The organism is Skermanella sp. TT6 (assembly GCF_016653635.2).
Classification (GTDB): Bacteria; Pseudomonadota; Alphaproteobacteria; order Azospirillales; family Azospirillaceae; genus Skermanella; species Skermanella cutis.
This window is the reverse complement of record NZ_CP067420.1, coordinates 2,589,425-2,606,019: the sequence shown is the minus strand read 5'-3', so window position 1 is coordinate 2,606,019 and position 16,595 is coordinate 2,589,425. Positions and strand designations below refer to the sequence as shown.

General features: G+C 67.3%; 18 protein-coding genes. 6 read left to right on the top strand and 12 right to left on the bottom strand.

Annotated elements, in window-relative coordinates; genetic code table 11:
* Positions 1-3: 3 nt before the first annotated feature.
* Positions 4-900 (top strand): adenylate/guanylate cyclase domain-containing protein, encoded by an 897-nt coding sequence (locus tag IGS68_RS12270; RefSeq protein ID WP_201080351.1) that lies wholly within the window; start codon positions 4-6, stop codon positions 898-900.
* A 15-nt stretch (positions 901-915) separates the two neighbouring features.
* On the opposite strand, the gene IGS68_RS12265 is transcribed toward IGS68_RS12270, so the two are convergent.
* A complete protein-coding gene (locus IGS68_RS12265) occupies positions 916-1,677 on the bottom strand; it encodes a PP2C family protein-serine/threonine phosphatase (protein WP_201080348.1) in 762 nt (253 codons plus the stop codon).
* A gap of 310 nt (positions 1,678-1,987) precedes the next feature.
* Here IGS68_RS12265 and IGS68_RS12260 point away from each other — a divergent pair, with 310 nt between their 5' ends.
* Together IGS68_RS12260 and IGS68_RS12255 are read left to right on the top strand one after the other, a co-directional pair.
* A complete protein-coding gene (locus IGS68_RS12260) occupies positions 1,988-2,242 on the top strand; it encodes a hypothetical protein (protein WP_201080346.1) in 255 nt (84 codons plus the stop codon).
* A 49-nt stretch (positions 2,243-2,291) separates the two neighbouring features.
* The gene (locus tag IGS68_RS12255) at positions 2,292-3,260 is read left to right on the top strand and encodes an ATP-grasp domain-containing protein (RefSeq protein WP_201080344.1); all 969 of its coding nucleotides are present in this window, start codon (positions 2,292-2,294) and stop codon (positions 3,258-3,260) included.
* Between the two features lie 423 nt (positions 3,261-3,683).
* Here IGS68_RS12255 and IGS68_RS12250 read toward each other — a convergent pair whose 3' ends face one another.
* The 3 genes from IGS68_RS12250 to IGS68_RS12240 all read right to left on the bottom strand — a co-directional run bounded on the left by IGS68_RS12250 (position 3,684) and on the right by IGS68_RS12240 (position 6,717).
* Complete coding sequence (locus IGS68_RS12250) at positions 3,684-4,463, bottom strand: 2-keto-4-pentenoate hydratase (protein WP_201080342.1); 780 nt, start codon at positions 4,461-4,463, stop codon at positions 3,684-3,686.
* A gap of 77 nt (positions 4,464-4,540) precedes the next feature.
* Entirely contained in the window at positions 4,541-5,938 is a 1,398-nt protein-coding gene (locus tag IGS68_RS12245) for an HlyD family efflux transporter periplasmic adaptor subunit (RefSeq protein ID WP_201080340.1), read from the bottom strand.
* A gap of 29 nt (positions 5,939-5,967) precedes the next feature.
* Positions 5,968-6,717: a peptidylprolyl isomerase gene (locus IGS68_RS12240; protein ID WP_201080338.1), complete on the bottom strand. Its 750-nt coding sequence runs from the start codon at positions 6,715-6,717 to the stop codon at positions 5,968-5,970.
* 165 nt (positions 6,718-6,882) lie between these two features.
* On the opposite strand from IGS68_RS12240, the gene IGS68_RS12235 reads away from it, so the two are divergent.
* Positions 6,883-8,466 (top strand): S10 family peptidase, encoded by a 1,584-nt coding sequence (locus IGS68_RS12235; protein ID WP_201080337.1) that lies wholly within the window; start codon positions 6,883-6,885, stop codon positions 8,464-8,466.
* A complete protein-coding gene (locus IGS68_RS12230; RefSeq protein ID WP_201080335.1) occupies positions 8,463-9,053 on the top strand; it encodes a hypothetical protein in 591 nt (196 codons plus the stop codon). Before IGS68_RS12235 ends, IGS68_RS12230 begins: the two co-directional genes overlap by 4 nt.
* A 12-nt stretch (positions 9,054-9,065) precedes the next feature.
* Here the strand turns inward: IGS68_RS12230 and IGS68_RS12225 are convergent, their stop codons facing one another.
* The 5 genes from IGS68_RS12225 to IGS68_RS12205 all read right to left on the bottom strand — a co-directional run bounded on the left by IGS68_RS12225 (position 9,066) and on the right by IGS68_RS12205 (position 12,777).
* The gene (locus tag IGS68_RS12225; protein WP_201080333.1) at positions 9,066-9,917 is read right to left on the bottom strand and encodes an ureidoglycolate lyase; all 852 of its coding nucleotides are present in this window, start codon (positions 9,915-9,917) and stop codon (positions 9,066-9,068) included.
* Between the two features lie 37 nt (positions 9,918-9,954).
* The gene (locus IGS68_RS12220) at positions 9,955-11,487 is read right to left on the bottom strand and encodes a UxaA family hydrolase (RefSeq protein ID WP_201080332.1); all 1,533 of its coding nucleotides are present in this window, start codon (positions 11,485-11,487) and stop codon (positions 9,955-9,957) included.
* Positions 11,488-11,552: 65 nt separating this feature from the next.
* On the bottom strand, positions 11,553-12,047 hold the full coding sequence (locus IGS68_RS12215) for a GAF domain-containing protein (protein ID WP_201080330.1): 495 nt from the start codon (positions 12,045-12,047) through the stop codon (positions 11,553-11,555).
* 144 nt (positions 12,048-12,191) lie between these two features.
* Complete coding sequence (locus tag IGS68_RS12210; RefSeq protein ID WP_201080328.1) at positions 12,192-12,479, bottom strand: HigA family addiction module antitoxin; 288 nt, start codon at positions 12,477-12,479, stop codon at positions 12,192-12,194.
* Positions 12,480-12,501: 22 nt separating this feature from the next.
* Entirely contained in the window at positions 12,502-12,777 is a 276-nt protein-coding gene (locus IGS68_RS12205) for a type II toxin-antitoxin system RelE/ParE family toxin (protein WP_459559361.1), read from the bottom strand.
* A gap of 153 nt (positions 12,778-12,930) precedes the next feature.
* Here IGS68_RS12205 and IGS68_RS12200 point away from each other — a divergent pair, with 153 nt between their 5' ends.
* A complete protein-coding gene (locus tag IGS68_RS12200; protein ID WP_201080324.1) occupies positions 12,931-13,719 on the top strand; it encodes a 3'-5' exonuclease in 789 nt (262 codons plus the stop codon).
* A 6-nt stretch (positions 13,720-13,725) separates the two neighbouring features.
* On the opposite strand, the gene IGS68_RS12195 is transcribed toward IGS68_RS12200, so the two are convergent.
* The 3 genes from IGS68_RS12195 to IGS68_RS12185 all read right to left on the bottom strand — a co-directional run bounded on the left by IGS68_RS12195 (position 13,726) and on the right by IGS68_RS12185 (position 16,576).
* Positions 13,726-15,117, bottom strand: coding sequence for a dipeptidase (locus IGS68_RS12195; RefSeq protein WP_201080322.1), 1,392 nt, complete (start codon positions 15,115-15,117; stop codon positions 13,726-13,728).
* Positions 15,118-15,231: 114 nt separating this feature from the next.
* The gene (locus IGS68_RS12190) at positions 15,232-15,408 is read right to left on the bottom strand and encodes a hypothetical protein (RefSeq protein ID WP_201081744.1); all 177 of its coding nucleotides are present in this window, start codon (positions 15,406-15,408) and stop codon (positions 15,232-15,234) included.
* A gap of 64 nt (positions 15,409-15,472) precedes the next feature.
* Entirely contained in the window at positions 15,473-16,576 is a 1,104-nt protein-coding gene (locus tag IGS68_RS12185) for an alpha/beta fold hydrolase (protein ID WP_201080320.1), read from the bottom strand.
* Between the last annotated feature and the right edge of the window lie 19 nt (positions 16,577-16,595).

Here is a 16,595-nt window from a genome sequence, read left to right as displayed (position 1 = left end):
GTCTTGGCGGTCCAGTCCGACGAAACCATGGCGGTGATGTTCGCGGACGTCTGCGACAGCACCCGCCTGTACCAGGTCCTGGGGGATGCAGCCGCGCATGCCCTGACGGAGCGCTGCGTCGGCCAGATCATCGAGGCGACGGAACGCTATTCCGGAACCGTGGTCAAGACCATGGGAGACGGTGCGCTCAGCACCTTCCCGTCGGCCGACACCGCCTACTGCGCCGCCGCCCACATCCAGGAAGCGCTGCGGGGCACCGAGCCGAAGGTCAGGATCGGCTTCACCATCGGACCGGTGATCGTGACCCCGGGGGATGTGTTCGGCGCCACGGTCAACCTTGCGTCCCGCCTCGCCGCCCTCGCAAGTCCAGGCGAGGTGCTGATGACCCGCGCCTGCGTCGACGCCCTTCACCCTGCCTATCGGCCCAATACACAGCGGCTCGACTCGGCGGTCGTCAAGGGCGGCATCGACGCGGTCGAGATCTACCGCACCCTGGGCGATCCGGAGAACGTGACGGTCGCCGCCGGCCAGCTCGACGGAGCCAGCGGCAAGCGCCGGGGCATCCTGATCCTGACCCACCGGGGACGCCAGCTCCGCCTGGACACCGGCTCGGCGCCGGTGCTGATGGGACGCGACGGCGGGTGCGGGCTGGTGATCAACAGCGACTGGGCGTCGCGCCGGCATGCCACGCTGGAGATCATGAACGGCCGGTTCACCCTGACCGACCACAGCACCAACGGCACCTTCTGCCTCGACGAAAGCCAACGCCTGCTGGTGCTCAAGCGGGAACCGACCTACCTGCTGACCTCCGGCCTGATCTCCCTCGGGATCGCGCCGGCCGAGGACCCGGACAATGTCATCCGGTACCGCTGCGGCACGATCGAGGGGGAGGCCGGATAGCCGAGAGGGATCCCGTCAGTCGAACCGGACCAGGGCCACCGTCACGTTGTCGCGGCCGCCATGGGCGTTCGCCTCCTCGACCAGCCGGCGGCAGGCTTCTTCCAGCGGCAGCGGCTCGATCAGTATGTCGATGATCGTGTCGTCCGGGACCATGCCGTTCAGGCCGTCGGAGCACAGCAGGAAGATGTCGCCCGCCCGGGTCTCCTCGACGGAGACGTCGGCCTCGGCATCGTCCGCGACGCCCAGCGCCCGCATGATGATGTTGCGGTTGGGCGGGGCACCCGACCTGCCGGCGTCGACCCACGCCTGGTAGAGGCTATGGTCGTGGGTGATCTGGTCCAGCCGACCGTCGCGCAGCCGGTAGAGCCGGCTGTCGCCGACATGGAAGACGATGGCCGGGGACAGGCCCGAGGGCAGCCAGAAGCCGACGATCGTCGTGCCCATCCCGCGGTTGTCCGGCAGTCCGCGCTCGTGATTCAGGCCGACGATCCGCTGGTTCGCCCGGTGTACCGCGGTACGGACGATCTCGATCGATCCCTCGGTCTCCGTCCGGTCGAGCCCGTCCGGCACCGGCTCGTACTCGAGGATGAAGTCGTTCACAGCCTCGATCGCCGTGCGGCTGGCGACATCGCCCCCGATATGGCCGCCCATGCCGTCGGCGACGAGGACGAGGCCGAGATCCGGATCGATTTGGAACGAGTCCTCGTTCTGGGAGCGGACCCTGCCGACATCCGTGAGGCCGGCATACTGAACTGAGCGGGGTCTGTTGCCTGTCATCCAAGAAATCATCCTGATCGGAGTCCGGCGCCCGCAGCAAGGCGTCCGGTCCACCCTGAGTTAATGTCATTCCCGTTCGAGTGACTCAAGATAAATATAAAATTGTTAGAAACAGTATCCCTTCCGTGCGGAACGCTGTGGGAGCCCTGTGCCGCGGGCACGCTCCCGGACGAAGCCATGGACGAAACCCGCAACAAATGGTACATCGACTGGTACGATACCCGCTACGACATATGGGCGCGACCGGTAATTTCCTCCTGGTTGAGAATTGGGTTCGTTATGGCGACGACATGCGGCAGGGAGTTTGTCCATGGGCACTGATCTGAACTTCGGCCAGAGCGGGAAGTCCGGCGGCGACGCGTTCGGCCATGCCCATGGCGGCTCGTCCGGGATCGGTGGCATGGGAGCGGGCTCGGCATCGGCCGGAGGGTTCGGAGCGTCGCTCAACCAGGCGGAATCGTCCGGGACCGGCGGGGACGGCTATTCCTCCGCCATCTCGCGCGGCGCGCTGGGCGGGGAAGCGGCGGACAACACCGCCATCGGCTCCATCAACATCAGCTTCTGAGCGCTTCGGTTTCTGACCGGCCGGCGACGACCCTGCGGAGATGCCAGGAATGACCCCGAAGATTGCCTTGTTCGCCAACCAGGACAGCGCCCAGATCGCCGAGATCGCCGCCGAGGTCGCGGCGCTGGCGGCCGAGCCCGTCATCCTGGATATCCAGATCGGCCGGACGGGCAAGCCGACAGTCGGCATCGGTGCGCCCGGTTCCGGCGCGGCGCCCCGCTGGGGCGACACGGACTTCGGCGACATCCGCGCGGTCCATATCCGCTGCACGGCGCCCCGCACCCTGCCCGTCCTGCCGCCCGTGCTGAACGAGTCGAGCTATGCCGAGTACCGCGTGTCCTATATCCAGGAACAGGCGCTGAACGCGGCTACCTATGGCTTCTTCGAGCATCTGCACCTGACAGGCCGGCTGGTGATCAACCGGCTGACCTCGGCCTATGTCGACCACAACAGTAAGGGACAGTTCTACGAGAAGCTTCGCGCCGCCGGCTTCCGGGTGCCGCGGTCATTGAGCACGAGCTGCCCGGACGAGGCCGGGCGTTTCCTGGACGAGGTCGGGGAGGCGGTGGTCAAGCCCGCCATCGGCGTCGGCTCCACCCGCAGCGTCACGGCCGAGGACAGAACCCGTCTGGACGAGCTTCTGCTGTGCCCGGCGCTGTTCCAGCATCGGGTGCCCGGCTCGACCATCCGCATCCACATCGTCGGCGACCATGTCGTTCTGCCGCTCCGCATCCTGGCGGACGGGGTGGATTCGCGGACCGCGACCCGCGGATTCGAGCCGGTGACGCTAGACCCGGCGGAGGAGGCGGCCATCGTTCGGGCCAACCGTGCCCTCGGCCTGCACTATGCCGCCTGGGACGCCATCCTGGACGATGACGGCAAGCTTACATATCTCGACTGCAATCCCGGCCCGTTCGTCATGTGGCTGCCGCCCGAACACCGCCACACCGTGTTCGGCGCCCTCGCGCGCTACCTCGTCGCGTTCGCCCGGACCGGCACGCTGGAGGCGGCGGCCTAGAACCGTACCCGACGATCAGGTCGCTCTGCCCGAGACAGCTGAGCCGATGCGTTGCGCCACAGGCGCAACCTACGCTCGTCGGGTCGCATCACCTCAGCCCTGCATTGATCCGTAACGACGAGTGGAACGGCCGGCTGCAAGGACCGGAGCGGTTCAACCTGATCGGCTACCGCTCTAATGGCTCGGTACAGTGGTTTCGATTGATCTACCGTAGGTCGGCCTCGGCCGCAGGCCGACGCCGACAGCGTGGCCGGAGCCATGAGGAAGCGTGTCGGCGTTCCCCCTGACGGGCGAAGGCCGACCTACCGCACTCCGCTCCACGCGACTTGTCAGAACCACTGTGCAGTACCCCGAGGCGCTGCAACGCCACGTGATGCTTCCGGGAGAGCATGATCGAACATCAGCCCGACGGCATCATCCGGATTACGCGCCGGTGAAGGCCACGCGGACGCTGCCGGTGCCGCCGAACACAGCCTCGACCACATCCCCCGGCCGGACGGCCTGGATGCCCGTACAGGTCCCCGTGCTGATCCAGTCGTCGGCCAGCAAGCCGCGGCCACGGCGGGAGAGCGCATTCGCCAGCCAGGTCAGCGCCGTGACCGGGTTGCCGAGGACGGCGGCCCCATTGCCGACGGCGACGTCCTTGCCATTGATCACGCAGCGGACGGACAGCGCCGGAAGATCGAGACCGTGCCAGTCGGGGATCGCGGCACCGGCGACGAAGGCGACGTCGAGCGCATGGTCGGCGATGCACCAACGGACATCCCTGAACGCCTCCGGCGGCAGGCACAGGCCGACGAGTTCGATGGCCGGATGCACGCTGCCCACGGCCTCGACCACCTCTTCGGGCGCATAAGGAAGAGGGCGCGGCGGCAGCGGACGGGCGAGGCGGAACGCGAATTCGCACTCCAAACCCAGGACCCCCTCCGGAACGGGCAATTCGGCACCGGTGCCGTGGCAGCGCGGACCATACAGCGGCCCGGCGAACGGCTCGGCGGTGCCGATCGCCTCCTGGACCGAGCGGCTGGTCGCCCCGATCTTCCAGCCGCATACGGGTTCGTCCATGGCGGCCTGCACCTCGCCCTGGAGGCGGTAGGCCTCGTCCACGTTCGCCGGCGGATCGCCGGGAAACTCCCGGAGCGCACGGCCCGCCTTGCGGGCGCTTGCCAGGATTTCGGCTTGTTCTGTGAGAGACATCGTCATGGCGATATCCTGCCCTACCGCGGGCGGATCGCGAACACATATTCGCCGCGGCGATTATTTCAGGAAAGCCCGGTACCTCAGCCCTCCTCCTTCTGGAAGAAACGGGAAGCCGGGGCGAACAGGATCTCGATCAGGCGCTTCTCGCCGGTCTTGATCTCGGCGGTGCCCTCCAGGCCGATCTCCAGCGTCTTGGTCACGCCGTTGAGCCCGGTCACCGTCTCGCGCTCCAGCGCCACCTTGACCAGGTACATGGACTGTCCGCCGGGCTGGCTGTCCGGCTTGGCCGCGATGTCGGCGACGATTCCGTTCTGAACGCCGTAGTCGACTCCCGGATAGGCGAAGTACTTGATCTGTACCCGCTGGCCGCGCCTGATCCGGCCGATGTCGCGGTTCTTGATCAGCACACGGGCTTCCAGCGGCGCCGTGTTCCGCACCATGGTGAACATCGGCATGCCCGGATTGATGATCGTGCCGCGCTGGACATGGACGGCCGTCACCACGCCGTCCACGACGCTGCTGTAGAGCGCCTTCTCGCCGTCGTAGCGCACGCCCGGGACCAGCGTGCGGGATTCCAGCAGGCGGTTTGTCAGCTCTTCGATGCGCTCGCGGATCAGCGCCTGGTCGCGCTGCCGGGCGCTTTTCAGGTTCTCGATCTCGTTCTCCAGCCGGGACTGGGAGAAGGTCTGCGCCATCTGGACCCGTTCGGCCCGCGCCGTCTCCAGCGCCAGCCGGACGTTCTGGATGTCGGACTCGGCATTGACCTGCGCGCGCTGGAGGTCGCTGACCCGGGTCTGGGCGCGTTGAAGCTCCACCTGCGGAATGTCGCGCATGGCATAGAGCTGCTGCCGGACCCCCAGATCCTGCCGAGCGTTCGCCAGATCCTCGTCGATTCCCTGGCGGTTGCGCTGGGTGATCTGGAGCTGGATCTCGATCTGCCGAATGCGGTTGTCGATCGCCCCCTGCTCGGTGGCGCGGCGGCGCTCCAGGTTCAGCCGGTCCAGTTCCAACTGGCCCAGGCGGAAATCGTATTCCTTGCCCGCTTCCCGCTCCTGCTGCTGAAGGTCGGCGATCTGGCGCTGCATCGCCTCCTGCTCGGGCGTGGTCGCCGCCCGGATCTTCTCCTGGATGGTGGCCAGCGGATCGCCGGCGAACACGGCCGAATTCTCGCCGGCCTCCACCGCCTCCACCAGCCCGCCGCCGACCGCCTGGATCACCATCGCCTGGCGCTGGAGCATCAACGGCGCCTCCACCATCGTGTCCTTCGTGGCGAAGAAGGAATAGATCAGCATCCCGACCAGCGTGAAGAAGAGGACATAGACCGGCGCTCGGAACAGCGGGTTGGGGGAGGAGAACAGCAGCGTCGCCGCCTTCAGCGGATGCCGGTCCTCGTCCCGCGACCGCTTGGCCGGAGACTTGCCGGCCGGCTTCGGCGACGTCCGCGTCCGGACGGGTTTCGCGGGTTTCGCCGGCGCCACGGATCGGCTCCGATCCCGGATCCCCACGGTCACGCCGGCGCGACGCAGACCTGATGGCGCAGCCATTCCTCGAAGATGTGGTCCTTGATCTGCTTCGTCAGGGCGTCGTTCAGCTTGGTCACGGTCCGCGAATAGACCTTGTAGATGGTCCACAGCCCGTTTTCGGAGAATGGGCCGATGATCTCGTTCTCACCGCAGGCGAAGGCCCGCTCGTCCACCTCGGCCGGCAGCATGCCGCGCTTCAGGTTGCCGATATAACCGCCGCTCAGCCTCGTATTGTCATCGACCGAGTATGTCCGCGCCAGCTCCACGAAATCCGCCTGCCGGGCGCCGACCGCGGCCAGCGCGCGCTCCGCGTCGGCCCTGGTGCGGCAGGCGATCCGCGCGATCGAGACGGAGGTGAAGCGGGCGCTGTTCTGGCGATAGTGGTTCTGCACCAGCTCCTTGGTGACCACCAGGTCGCGCAGCCGTTCCCGCCGCATGTCGGCCGCGAGGGCGTCCAGCCACTGCTCGCGGGTCAGGCCGAAATGCTTGAGATAGGAGGAGAAGGCGTTCTCGTCCCACAGCGCCAGCATCGTCTTGCGGCCATGGACCCTCTCCTCGATCTCGGCATCGGTCAGGCTGACGCCATGCTCCTCCAGCTTGTACTCGACCACCCGCCGTTCGATGATCTCATAGATGGCGGTGCGGAAGGTCCCCTTGGCCTTGAGGTGAAGGATCACGTCGGCGACCGTGATCGGGTCGCCTTTGACGGTGGTAACCGCAGTGCCAAGTTCCATGTTCCACCAGAAGCTTGATCTTCTTGGACGTCCTCGAAGCGCATCGGAAAGTGTTTAGCTCAAATTAGTTACTTCATTGTGACCGGGGCGCCGGATCCTCCCGCGCCCCGGAAGGTTGAGTTTCCCAAGAACCCGTCGTCGCAGCCAGTCAGCGAAGGTCCCGGAATGCTCCAGATCCCGTCCCCCTCTTCCCGCCGGCTCTTTGCCGCCGCCCTGACCGCCTCCTGGCTGCTGGCCGGAATGCCCGTCATGGCCCAGGAGGTGCCGCCGCCGATACCCGAGGAAGCGGACGAGGCGGCAACCCCGACCCCGGGAACGACTCCTGCCCCGGCGTCCGCTCCCGCGCCCGATGCAGCCCCGGCGCGCAAGGAGTTGGCGCTCGATCTGCCGGGCCGTCGGCTCGACTACGCCGCCACGGCGGAGATGATGCCGATCGTGAACGGCCAGGGGGAGACCACGGCCCGCATCTTCGTCGCCTCCTACACCGCGCGCGATGCCGACCGCGCCGCCCGCCCGGTGACCTTCCTGTTCAACGGCGGCCCCGGGGCCGCCTCCGCCTTCCTGCATCTGGGCGTGGTCGGTCCCAAGGTGCTGGTCACGAACGCCGACGGGACGCTGACGCCTCCGCCGGCGCGGCTCCAGGACAATCCGGAAACCTGGCTGGCCTTCACCGACCTCGTGTTCGTCGATCCGGTCGGCACCGGCTTCTCGCGCGCGACCGGCAAGGAGGAGGACGCGGAAAAGCGATTCTTCGGGGTGCAGGGCGATGTCTCCAGCATGTCGGAGATCGTCAGGCTCTGGCTGGCCCGCAACGGCCGCTGGGCTTCGCCCAAATACATCGCCGGCGAGAGCTATGGCGGCTTCCGGGCGGTCATGATGGCCCGCCACCTGCAGCGGGACGCCGGGATCGCGCTGAACGGACTGATCCTGGTCTCCCCGGCGCTGGAGTTCTCGCTGCTGCGCGGCGGCGACTTCGACCTGCTCGGCTGGGCCATGACCCTTCCCTCCATGGCCGCCTCGGCCCAGGCGCTCGGGCGGGGCGACGGAACCTCCCCGGAGGAGGCGGAACGCTTCGCGCTCGACGACTATCTGGTCGGCCTCGCCTCGATGCGCGCGCCGGACAGCGAGGAGGCCAAGGCCTTCCACGCCCGCGTCGCCCGGCTGACCGGCCTGCCGGTGGAGGTGGTGGAGCGGTTCCGCGCCAAATTGCCGATCCAGCTTTTCGCAAAGGAGTTGCCGCAGGAACCGGGGCGCGTGGTCAGCCTCTACGACGGGACGATCCGGACCCCCGACCCCAGTCCCGAACGCCAGTCGGTCGGGTCCGACCCCTTCCTGGACGCTCTCATCGCTCCCTATTCCGCCGTGTTCAACGATTATGTCCGCACGGAGTTGGGCTTCGAGACCGAAGTCCCCTACCGGCTGCTGAACCGCCGCGTCTCAGGCGAGTGGAGTTGGGACCTCGGCCGGCAGCAGGGCTATGTCGGGGCGACGGACGACCTCCAGGAGGCGCTGGCCGTCAATCCCGACATGCATGTCCTGGTGACCCACGGCATCACCGACCTGGTGACGCCTTACCTGGCGTCGCGCTGGCTGATCGACCAGCTCCGCCTTCCGGCCGAGGTCAAGGCGAACCTGGCGGTCAAGACCTACCCGGGCGGTCACATGATGTATATGCGGCCCGAGCAGCGCCGCCTGATGAACGAGGATGTCGCCGGATTCTACGAACGATCGTCGGGGGAGCGGCGGTGATCGCCCGCCTGGCCGCGGTGCTTCTCGTGGCCTCGACCCTGCAATGCGCCGCCCTGGCCGACGACCTGGAGACCCTCGGCCGTGTCCGCTGGGGCATGAGCCCGGGCGAGCTTTCCGACGCCCTGGGCCGGTCCGCGAACCCTTTGCCGGGCCGCTGGGACTTCGGCCGCTACTATTCGGAAACCACCGTCGAGGATGTCGAGGTCGGCGGCATTCCGTTCCGCGCGTTCCTCCAGATCGACCGCCGGACCGGCGGCCTGGGGCAGATCCTGCTGGAACGGCGCGGCCGGCAGGCGACGCCCGTGGTGTTCGACGATATCGTCCGGGCACTGACCGACCGCTATGGCGAACCGGAGCAGACGGCACGGGACGGCGATATCGCCGTGCCCAGCGCCGTCAGGATCGTCTGGCGCCTGCCCGACTTCACGATCAACGCCAGCTTCTTCGACTTCCGCACCACCGGCATCGTGTCGGAGAACCCGAACGTCGATCGGGACCCGCTGACTCCCTTCTCCGAGCGCCAGCGGAACAACCCGCGTTTCCTGCCCCGCCGGGCCCTGATCCGCTTCAACCCCCCAGAGGGCTGAAGCGGCCGGCCGTCACTTGCCCGAATAGGCCTCGACCTTCTGGACCTGCTCGCCCAGCCCCTCGACGCCCAGGCGCATGGTGTTGCCCGGCTTCAGCCACACCTGCGGCTTCTGCCCCATGCCGACGCCCGGCGGCGTCCCGGTGGAGATGATGTCGCCCGGCAGCAGCGTCATGAACTGGCTGCAGTAATGCACCAGGTGGCGAACACCGTAGACCATGGTCTCGGTCGTGCCGTCCTGGAACCGCTTGCCGTCGATCTCCAGCCAAAGCTTCAGCTTCTGAGGGTCGGGAACCTCGTCGCGGGTCACCATCCAGGGGCCGATCGGGCCGAAGGTGTCGGCGCTCTTGCCCTTGACCCACTGGCCGGACCGCTCGATCTGGAAGGCCCGCTCGGACACGTCGTTGACCACGCAGTAGCCGGCGACATAGTCCAGCGCGTCGGCCTCCTCGACATACTGGGCCTTCTTGCCGATGACGATGCCCAGCTCGACTTCCCAGTCCGGCTTGGTGCTGTTCTTGGGGATGATCACGGTGTCGTTCGGGCCGCAGATGGCGGACGGCGCCTTCATGAACATCACCGGCTCGGGCGGGACCGGCAGGTTGGACTCCGCGGCGTGGTCGGCATAGTTCAGCCCGATGCACAGGAACTTCGACACGTTGCCGACGCAGGGGCCGATGCGGGGATTGCCCTCCACCGGCGGCAGCGTCGTCGGGTCGATCGCGCGCAGGCGATCGAGCGAGGCATCGTCCAGCGTCGCCGGCCCGATGTCGTCGATCACGCCGGACAGGTCGCGGATGCGGCCTTCGGCGTCCAGGATACCGGGCTTCTCCGCACCGGGCGGGCCATAGCGCAACAGCTTCATGGTGTCTGGTTCTCCACTTCTTTTCTGGTCCAGGATTTCACATTACCGCGCCGATCTGCCACGGCACGAATTCGTTGTCTCCGAAGCCCTGGGCCTCGCTCTTGGTCGGCGTACCCGACGCCACTTCCAGAATCTTCCGGAAGATCTTCTCACCAGCCTGCTCGACCGTCTCCAAGCCGTCGGCGACGGTCCCGCAGTTGATGTCCATGTCTTCTTCCATGTGCTCGTACATGGTCGTGTTGGTCGCCAGCTTGATGCAGGGCGCCGGCTTGAACCCCGACACCGAGCCGCGCCCGGTGGTGAAGCAGACGACGTTGGCCCCGCCCGCCACCTGGCCGGTCGCCGACGCCGGGTCGTAGCCGGGCGTGTCCATGAAGACGAAGCCCTTGGCCGTGATCGGCTCCGCGTATTTGTAGACCTCCACCAGGTTGGTGGTGCCGCCCTTGGCGGTCGCCCCCAGCGACTTTTCCAGGATGGTGGTCAATCCGCCGGCCTTGTTGCCGGGGGACGGGTTGTTGTTCATCTCGCCGCCGTTGCGGGCGGTGTAGCCCTCCCACCAGCGGATGCGCTCGACCAGCTTCTCGCCGACCTTGCGGCTGACCGCGCGGCGGGTCAGCAGGTGCTCGGCGCCGTAGACCTCCGGCGTCTCGCTCAGCACCGCGGTGCCGCCGTGGCGCACCAGGATATCGACCGCGGCGCCCAGCGCGGGGTTGGCCGAGATCCCGGAATAGCCGTCGGAACCGCCGCACTGGAGGGCCACCAGCAGCTCGCTGGCCGGCTGCGGGGTGCGGGTGAACTCGTTCGCCAGCGGCAGCATCTCCATCACGCGCTGCCGGCAGAACTCGATGGTCCGCCGCGTGCCGCCCAGCCCCTGGATGTTCATGGTCTGGAACATCGGCCCGCGCTCGATGCCGTAGGCTTCCAGCAGGAAATCGATCTGGTTGACTTCGCAGCCGAGCCCGACCAGCAGGACGCCCGCGAAGTTGGGATTGCGGGCATAACCCCACAGGGTCCGCTGGAGGTTCGCGTAGCCTTCCCCGCTGTCGGCCATGCCGCAGCCGGTGGAATGGGTGATCGCGACGACGCCGTCCACGTTGGGGAAGGCATCGAGCGCGCCCGGTTTCTCGAACTCCGCCGCGATGTAGCGCGACACGGTGGCCGAGCAGTTCACGCTGGACAGCACGCCGATATAGTTGCGCGTGCCGACCTTCCCGTTGGCCCGCTTGAAGCCCATGAAGGTGGCCCGCTCGGCCTCCGGCACGTAATCGACCGGCTTGACGTCGGCGCCGAACGCGTAGTCGCGCGCGAAATCGTGCATCTCGACGTTATGGACATGGACATGGTCGCCGGCGGCGATGTCCACCGTCGCGAAGCCGATGATCTGGTTGTACTTGCGGATCGGCTCGCCGGCCGCGATCGGCTCGATCGCGATCTTGTGCCCGCGCGGCACCTGTCCCCGGCATGCCACCTCGCCGACCCCGATCGGCGCCCCCGGCAGCATGTTGACGCGCGCCACCACCACATTGTCCGCGGCGCTCAGACGGATCGTCAGCGGCTGTACATCGGACATTCCCGTTCCCTCCTGATCGATTCCCTCCGGAGGGCTTTGCAGTCGCCTCCGTTGATCCCTCTTGCTTATCCTATATGGTCGACAAGCACCGCTACCAAAGCCTCGCACCCGGCCCTGTCCTGCTCGTCGAACCGTCCCGGCACCGGGCTGTCCAGGTCCAGCACCCCGATCACCCGGCCGCCCACGCGGATCGGCACCACCAGCTCCGACCGCGAGGCGGCGTCGCAGGCGATGTGTCCGGGAAAGGCGTGGACGTCCGGCACCACCTGGCTGACGCCCTGCTCGACCGCCGTCCCGCAGACGCCCTTGCCGACCGGGATCCGGATACAGGCCGGCTTCCCCTGGAACGGCCCGAGCACCAGCCCGCCGTCCTTCATGAAATAGAAACCGGCCCAGTTCAGTTCCGACAGACCGTGATAGATCACGGCCGCCATGTTGGCGGCGTTGGCGACCAGGTCCGTCTCCCCCGCCATCAGCCCGTCGAGTTGGGACTTCAGATCGTCATAGATATCGGCCTTCGGCAGATCGGCCGCGGGAGGCAGGAAGGTTTCGGCCGGCATCGCGATGTCCCCAGGCGCTTCGGTTCGGCCGCTAATCTGGACCAGGACGGACTGGTATGTCCAGTCGCACCGGTTCATGGGCGGCATGCGCCGCGGGGGCGGACGACATGAGGAATGCTCCGGGTCCGTAAGGGTTACGGCTCGCTACGCCGCCCGCGGCTGGACGTCACGTTCTATATCGCCGCCGCGATCCCTGGCTGCGACGGACAAGTCGTAGGCTTGCTGAAGATTCATCCAGAACTCGGGTGACGTGCCGAAGTAGCGACCCAGGCGCAGAGCCGTATCGGCCGTGACGGCGCGTCGCTCGTGTATGATTTCACTGATACGCGTGACGGGCACACGCAACGCCGTGGCAAGCGCATTCGCCGATAGCCCAAGGGGAGCCAGGAACTCTTCGCGCAATACTTCTCCAGGGTGGGTCTTCAGTCTCATGTACCCTCCAGGCTGATGATCATCATTGATAATCCACGATCTCCACGTCGTCGGCACCGTCGCCACTCCATCGGAAGCAGATGCGCCATTGTTCATTTATGCGAATACTGTGTTGCCCGTAACGATCTCCCTTCAACGCTTCCAGCCTGTTGCCGGGAGGGCTGCGAAGATCATCCAGTGCGATCGCGGCATTGATCATGTCGAGTTTACGCAAGGCCACCTTCGAAATTGAAGAAAATCTCCTGGCAGATCCGAGCCGGAAAAGCTCCTCGGTGGTCTTGTCACGGAAACTCTTTATCATCCGGTGACGATATAACGCTGCGCGTTAAACGTCAATCGTTGAGCCGGACGGCGGCCTGTCCCTTCCATCGCAGGCCGGTGCCAACATCCGGTTCCGAAACGGCGTGACTCCGACTAAATATTCCGACATCACACGGAAGCGGGAAGCTTGATGAGGACTCTCTACGTCGATACCGAAACCAGCGGGGTCAGGAACGGTCCCGCCGGCCTCGTGGAAATCGCGGTGATCGACCAGGACGGCACCGTCCTGATGGACCAGCTGGTCAACCCGATACACCCGATCGCACCGTTCTGCACCCAGATCCACGGCATCACCGACGAGATGGTGGCCCAGGCTCCGACCTGGGACGATATCCGGCCCGAACTGACCCGCATCCTGGAAGGCGCCCGTTTCGTCGCCCACAACGCGCAGTTCGACCTGGCCGTGGTCGGCGAGGCGGCGGCCGGCATCGCGGAGAGCACCTGCACGGTCAATCTCTGCCGCGCCAAGCTGGGCTATGCGCTCAAGCTGTCGCTGGCCGCCGAGCGCGCCGGCCATGTCGCCGCCGGGCCGTGGCACCGGGCGGCAGCCGACGCGCTCGCCTGCCGGACCGTCCACGGCTGGCTGGAGACCCTGCCCGACCTGACGGCGGAGGAGCGCCGCGCCGTCCGGGCCGAAATCAACCGGGAGAAGGCCGCGCTCAAGGCGGCGCGCAAGGCGATCGATCCCCGGCTCCAGAAGGTCCGCCGCGACCGCTGCCCGGAACCCTTGCGGCGCGGTCAGCCCTGGACTCCGGAACAGGACGAACGCCTGCTCCGGATGTGGCGGGAGGGCGCCGCCGTGCTGGACATCCTGGAGCTGTTCCTGCGGACGCCGGTGTCGATCTTCGCCCGGCTCGTCCACCTCAACGTGATCGAGCCGGTCCACAACCCCTACGGCACCCGCCTCCACGAACCCTGATCGGCTTCAGCCCTCCGCCATCCGGGCCAGGATGGCGGCGTGGGAGCGCATGCCGTTGCGGTAGCACTTCAGCTCGAACTTCTCGTTGGGCGAATGGATCAGGTCGTCCTCCAGCCCGAAGCCGACCAGGATGCTGTCGAACCCCAGGATCTGCTGGATGTATCCCACCACCGGGATCGACCCGCCCGACCCGATCAGCACCGGCGGCCTGCCGTAGATGTCGGCCAGCCCCGCCATGGCCTTTTGCATCAGCGGCTGCTCCGCCGGCACCTTGATGGCCGGCGAATTGCCGAAGGTCTTGATCTCCCACCGGCAATCGGCCGGGGTGCGCGCGTCGAGGAACTCCCAGATGCCCGCCAGGATCTTCTTCGGGTCCTGCCCCGCGACCAGCCGGCAGCTGAACTTGGCCGAGGCCTGGGCCGGGATCACCGTCTTGGATCCGGCTCCGGTGTAGCCGCCCCACATCCCGTTGATGTCGCAGGTCGGCCGAGCCCAGACCCGCTCCAGGGTGCTCCAGCCCTCCTCGCCGCGCGGGGTCTTCAGGCCCACGCCGGCCAGGAAGCCGGATTCGTCGAACCCCAGGCCGCGCCACTGCTCCCGCTCCGCTTCCGACAGGGGCACCACGTCGTCGTAGAAGCCGGGGAACTGCACGCGCCCGGCCTCGTCGTGGATCTGCCCCAGGATTCGGACCAGGGCATTGTTAGGGTTCAGCACGGCGCCGCCATACATGCCGGAATGCAGGTCGTGGCTCGGCCCGTGCAGCGTCACCTCCAGGTAGAGCATGCCGCGGAGCATGCAGGTGATCGCGGGGGTCTCGATGTTCCAGCTGTTGGTGTCGGTCACCACGCAGACATCGGCGCGCAGCTCAGCCTTGTTCGCCTCCAGGAACGGGACGAGGTTGGGGCTGCCGGTCTCCTCCTCGCCCTCCAGCAGGACGGTGATCCGGGCCGGCATCGTCCCGTGGACGGCATGCCAGGCGCGGAACGCCTCGATGAAGGTCATGACCTGGCCCTTGTCGTCCACGGCTCCCCGGGCCACCACCCGCTTGCCATGCCTGGCGTCCACGACGGTCGGCTCGAACGGCGGGCTGTTCCACAGTTCCAGCGGCTCGGGCGGCTGCACGTCGTAGTGGCCGTAGTAGAGCAAGTGAGGACCGGTCGCACCCTCCGGCCCCGGATGGTGCGCCACCACCATCGGGTGGCCGGGGGTGTCGCGCAGGCTCGCCTCGAATCCCATGCCGGTCAGCTGGTCGGCCAGCCACTGCGCCGCCTGCCGGGTCTCGCCCGCATAGGCAGGATCCGTGCTGACGCTGCGGATGCGCAACAGGTCGCACAGCCGGCCGACGGCGGCGTCGAAATCACGGTCGAGATGGTCCAGGACGGGAGCGACGGAAAACATGGGATGGGTCCGGTTCTGCGGAAAGGCTGGAGAGGTCCCTACCAAAGCAGATGCCGTTCCGCGCGGCAATATGCGACATGGCCGGGAGGTCCGGCTCCCGCCGTCGTCACGCCGTCAAGTCAGGGGTCCCGGCGGATTATGGACCGGCGGCACCGGGATCGGGGCCGGCGGCTCGTCGATCGGCGGCGGCGCGTCGGGGTCGGCCGGGTTGTCCGGCTCGGGCTGGCCGGGCGTCGGCGGGATCGGTCCGGTCAGCCGGAACTCCCGCAGTTCATCCATCTTCGTTCGCATGGCAATTCCTCCGCGTTGAAGGTCTCCCCTCCATAACACGCCGGAATGCCCGCCGTTCCGGTCCTCATATCTTGACGAGGTCGCTCAGCACCTCGTTGAGGAACCGCCTGATCGCGTCGTTGACGAACTCGACGTCCTCGGGAACGATGCCGCTCGCCATGTGCCCCTGGTCCGACTCGATCTCGACGAGGACCGACCTGGGTATGTGCTTCGCGGCGAACCGGGCGTCCGCCGCCGGGTGCAGCAGGTCGCGGGTGCCGGGCATCAGCAGCGCCCGCGCCTGGATCCTGCGGAACGCCGCCGCGTAGTCGCCGCCCGCGGCGATGTCGTGAAGGTCCTCGGCCCGGGTCTGATAGATGAAGTCGTTGGCATCCCATGCCTTGGCCGTCTCCGCGGTGCGGGCGTCCAGCCACTCGATCACCGAGCCGTTGTCCTCGAACTGCCGGTCCACGCCGTCCCAGTGCCGGGTCCAGATCTCCAGGGCCGCCGCCGCGGCACGCAACCCTTGCGTCGGCTGCTCGACATAGTCGCCGCCGGCCCAGGCGGCGTCGGCCATGATCGCCTGCCGCTGGCTCTCCCAGATGGCGGTGACCCAGGGCGAGGTGCGGCCCATGGACACGATCGGCACGATCGCCGCCATGGTGTCGGGATGGCTGACGGCCCACTGGTACGCCTGCATGCCGCCCATGGACAGGCCGACGACCGCCAGCAGGCGCTCCAGGCCGAGCCCTTCGGTCACCAGCCGGTGCTGGGCGGCGACCATGTCGCGGATCGAGAACTGGGGAAAGGAGATGCCGGGCTGGGTCTCGCTGTTGCTGGGCGAGATCGCGCGGCCGTTGCCCAGCGTGTCCGCCGCGATGATGAAGAACTTCTCCGGGTCCAGCGCCTTGCCCGGGCCGATCAGGAAATCATGCCGGTGATGGGTCGCCATCAGCGCCGGAAGCACCAGGACGGCGTTGCTTTCCTGCTCGTTCAGCGTGCCGTGGGTGACGTATGTCAGGAAGCCGCTCTCGATCACCTGCCCGTTCTCCAGCTGGAAATCGCCCAGCTCGAAGCGTTGGTGCGGCGGGTCGCCGTCGCGGTCGGCGAGCGCCGGTGCCGCCCCTGCCGCCGCTCCGATCGCCACGGCGACGCAGGCGGCCCGCGCCCGGCTGATCCATTCGTTCATTCCGCTGTCCTCCCCGGCT

What these genes read in the sequence shown, in the direction of transcription:
- IGS68_RS12215 (WP_201080330.1), bottom strand. Translation starts at nt 12,047, where the DNA reads ATGCCGGCCGAAACCTTCCTGCCTCCCGCGGCCGATCTGCCGAAGGCC.
- IGS68_RS12210 (WP_201080328.1), bottom strand. Translation starts at nt 12,479, where the DNA reads ATGAGACTGAAGACCCACCCTGGAGAAGTATTGCGCGAAGAGTTCCTG.
- IGS68_RS12190 (WP_201081744.1), bottom strand. Translation starts at nt 15,408, where the DNA reads ATGCGAACGAAGATGGATGAACTGCGGGAGTTCCGGCTGACCGGACCG.
- IGS68_RS12195 (WP_201080322.1), bottom strand. Translation starts at nt 15,117, where the DNA reads ATGTTTTCCGTCGCTCCCGTCCTGGACCATCTCGACCGTGATTTCGAC.
- IGS68_RS12185 (WP_201080320.1), bottom strand. Translation starts at nt 16,576, where the DNA reads ATGAACGAATGGATCAGCCGGGCGCGGGCCGCCTGCGTCGCCGTGGCG.
- IGS68_RS12235 (WP_201080337.1), top strand. Translation starts at nt 6,883, where the DNA reads ATGCTCCAGATCCCGTCCCCCTCTTCCCGCCGGCTCTTTGCCGCCGCC.
- IGS68_RS12250 (WP_201080342.1), bottom strand. Translation starts at nt 4,463, where the DNA reads ATGACGATGTCTCTCACAGAACAAGCCGAAATCCTGGCAAGCGCCCGC.
- IGS68_RS12255 (WP_201080344.1), top strand. Translation starts at nt 2,292, where the DNA reads ATGACCCCGAAGATTGCCTTGTTCGCCAACCAGGACAGCGCCCAGATC.
- IGS68_RS12220 (WP_201080332.1), bottom strand. Translation starts at nt 11,487, where the DNA reads ATGTCCGATGTACAGCCGCTGACGATCCGTCTGAGCGCCGCGGACAAT.
- IGS68_RS12200 (WP_201080324.1), top strand. Translation starts at nt 12,931, where the DNA reads ATGAGGACTCTCTACGTCGATACCGAAACCAGCGGGGTCAGGAACGGT.
- IGS68_RS12260 (WP_201080346.1), top strand. Translation starts at nt 1,988, where the DNA reads ATGGGCACTGATCTGAACTTCGGCCAGAGCGGGAAGTCCGGCGGCGAC.
- IGS68_RS12240 (WP_201080338.1), bottom strand. Translation starts at nt 6,717, where the DNA reads ATGGAACTTGGCACTGCGGTTACCACCGTCAAAGGCGACCCGATCACG.
- IGS68_RS12225 (WP_201080333.1), bottom strand. Translation starts at nt 9,917, where the DNA reads ATGAAGCTGTTGCGCTATGGCCCGCCCGGTGCGGAGAAGCCCGGTATC.
- IGS68_RS12265 (WP_201080348.1), bottom strand. Translation starts at nt 1,677, where the DNA reads ATGACAGGCAACAGACCCCGCTCAGTTCAGTATGCCGGCCTCACGGAT.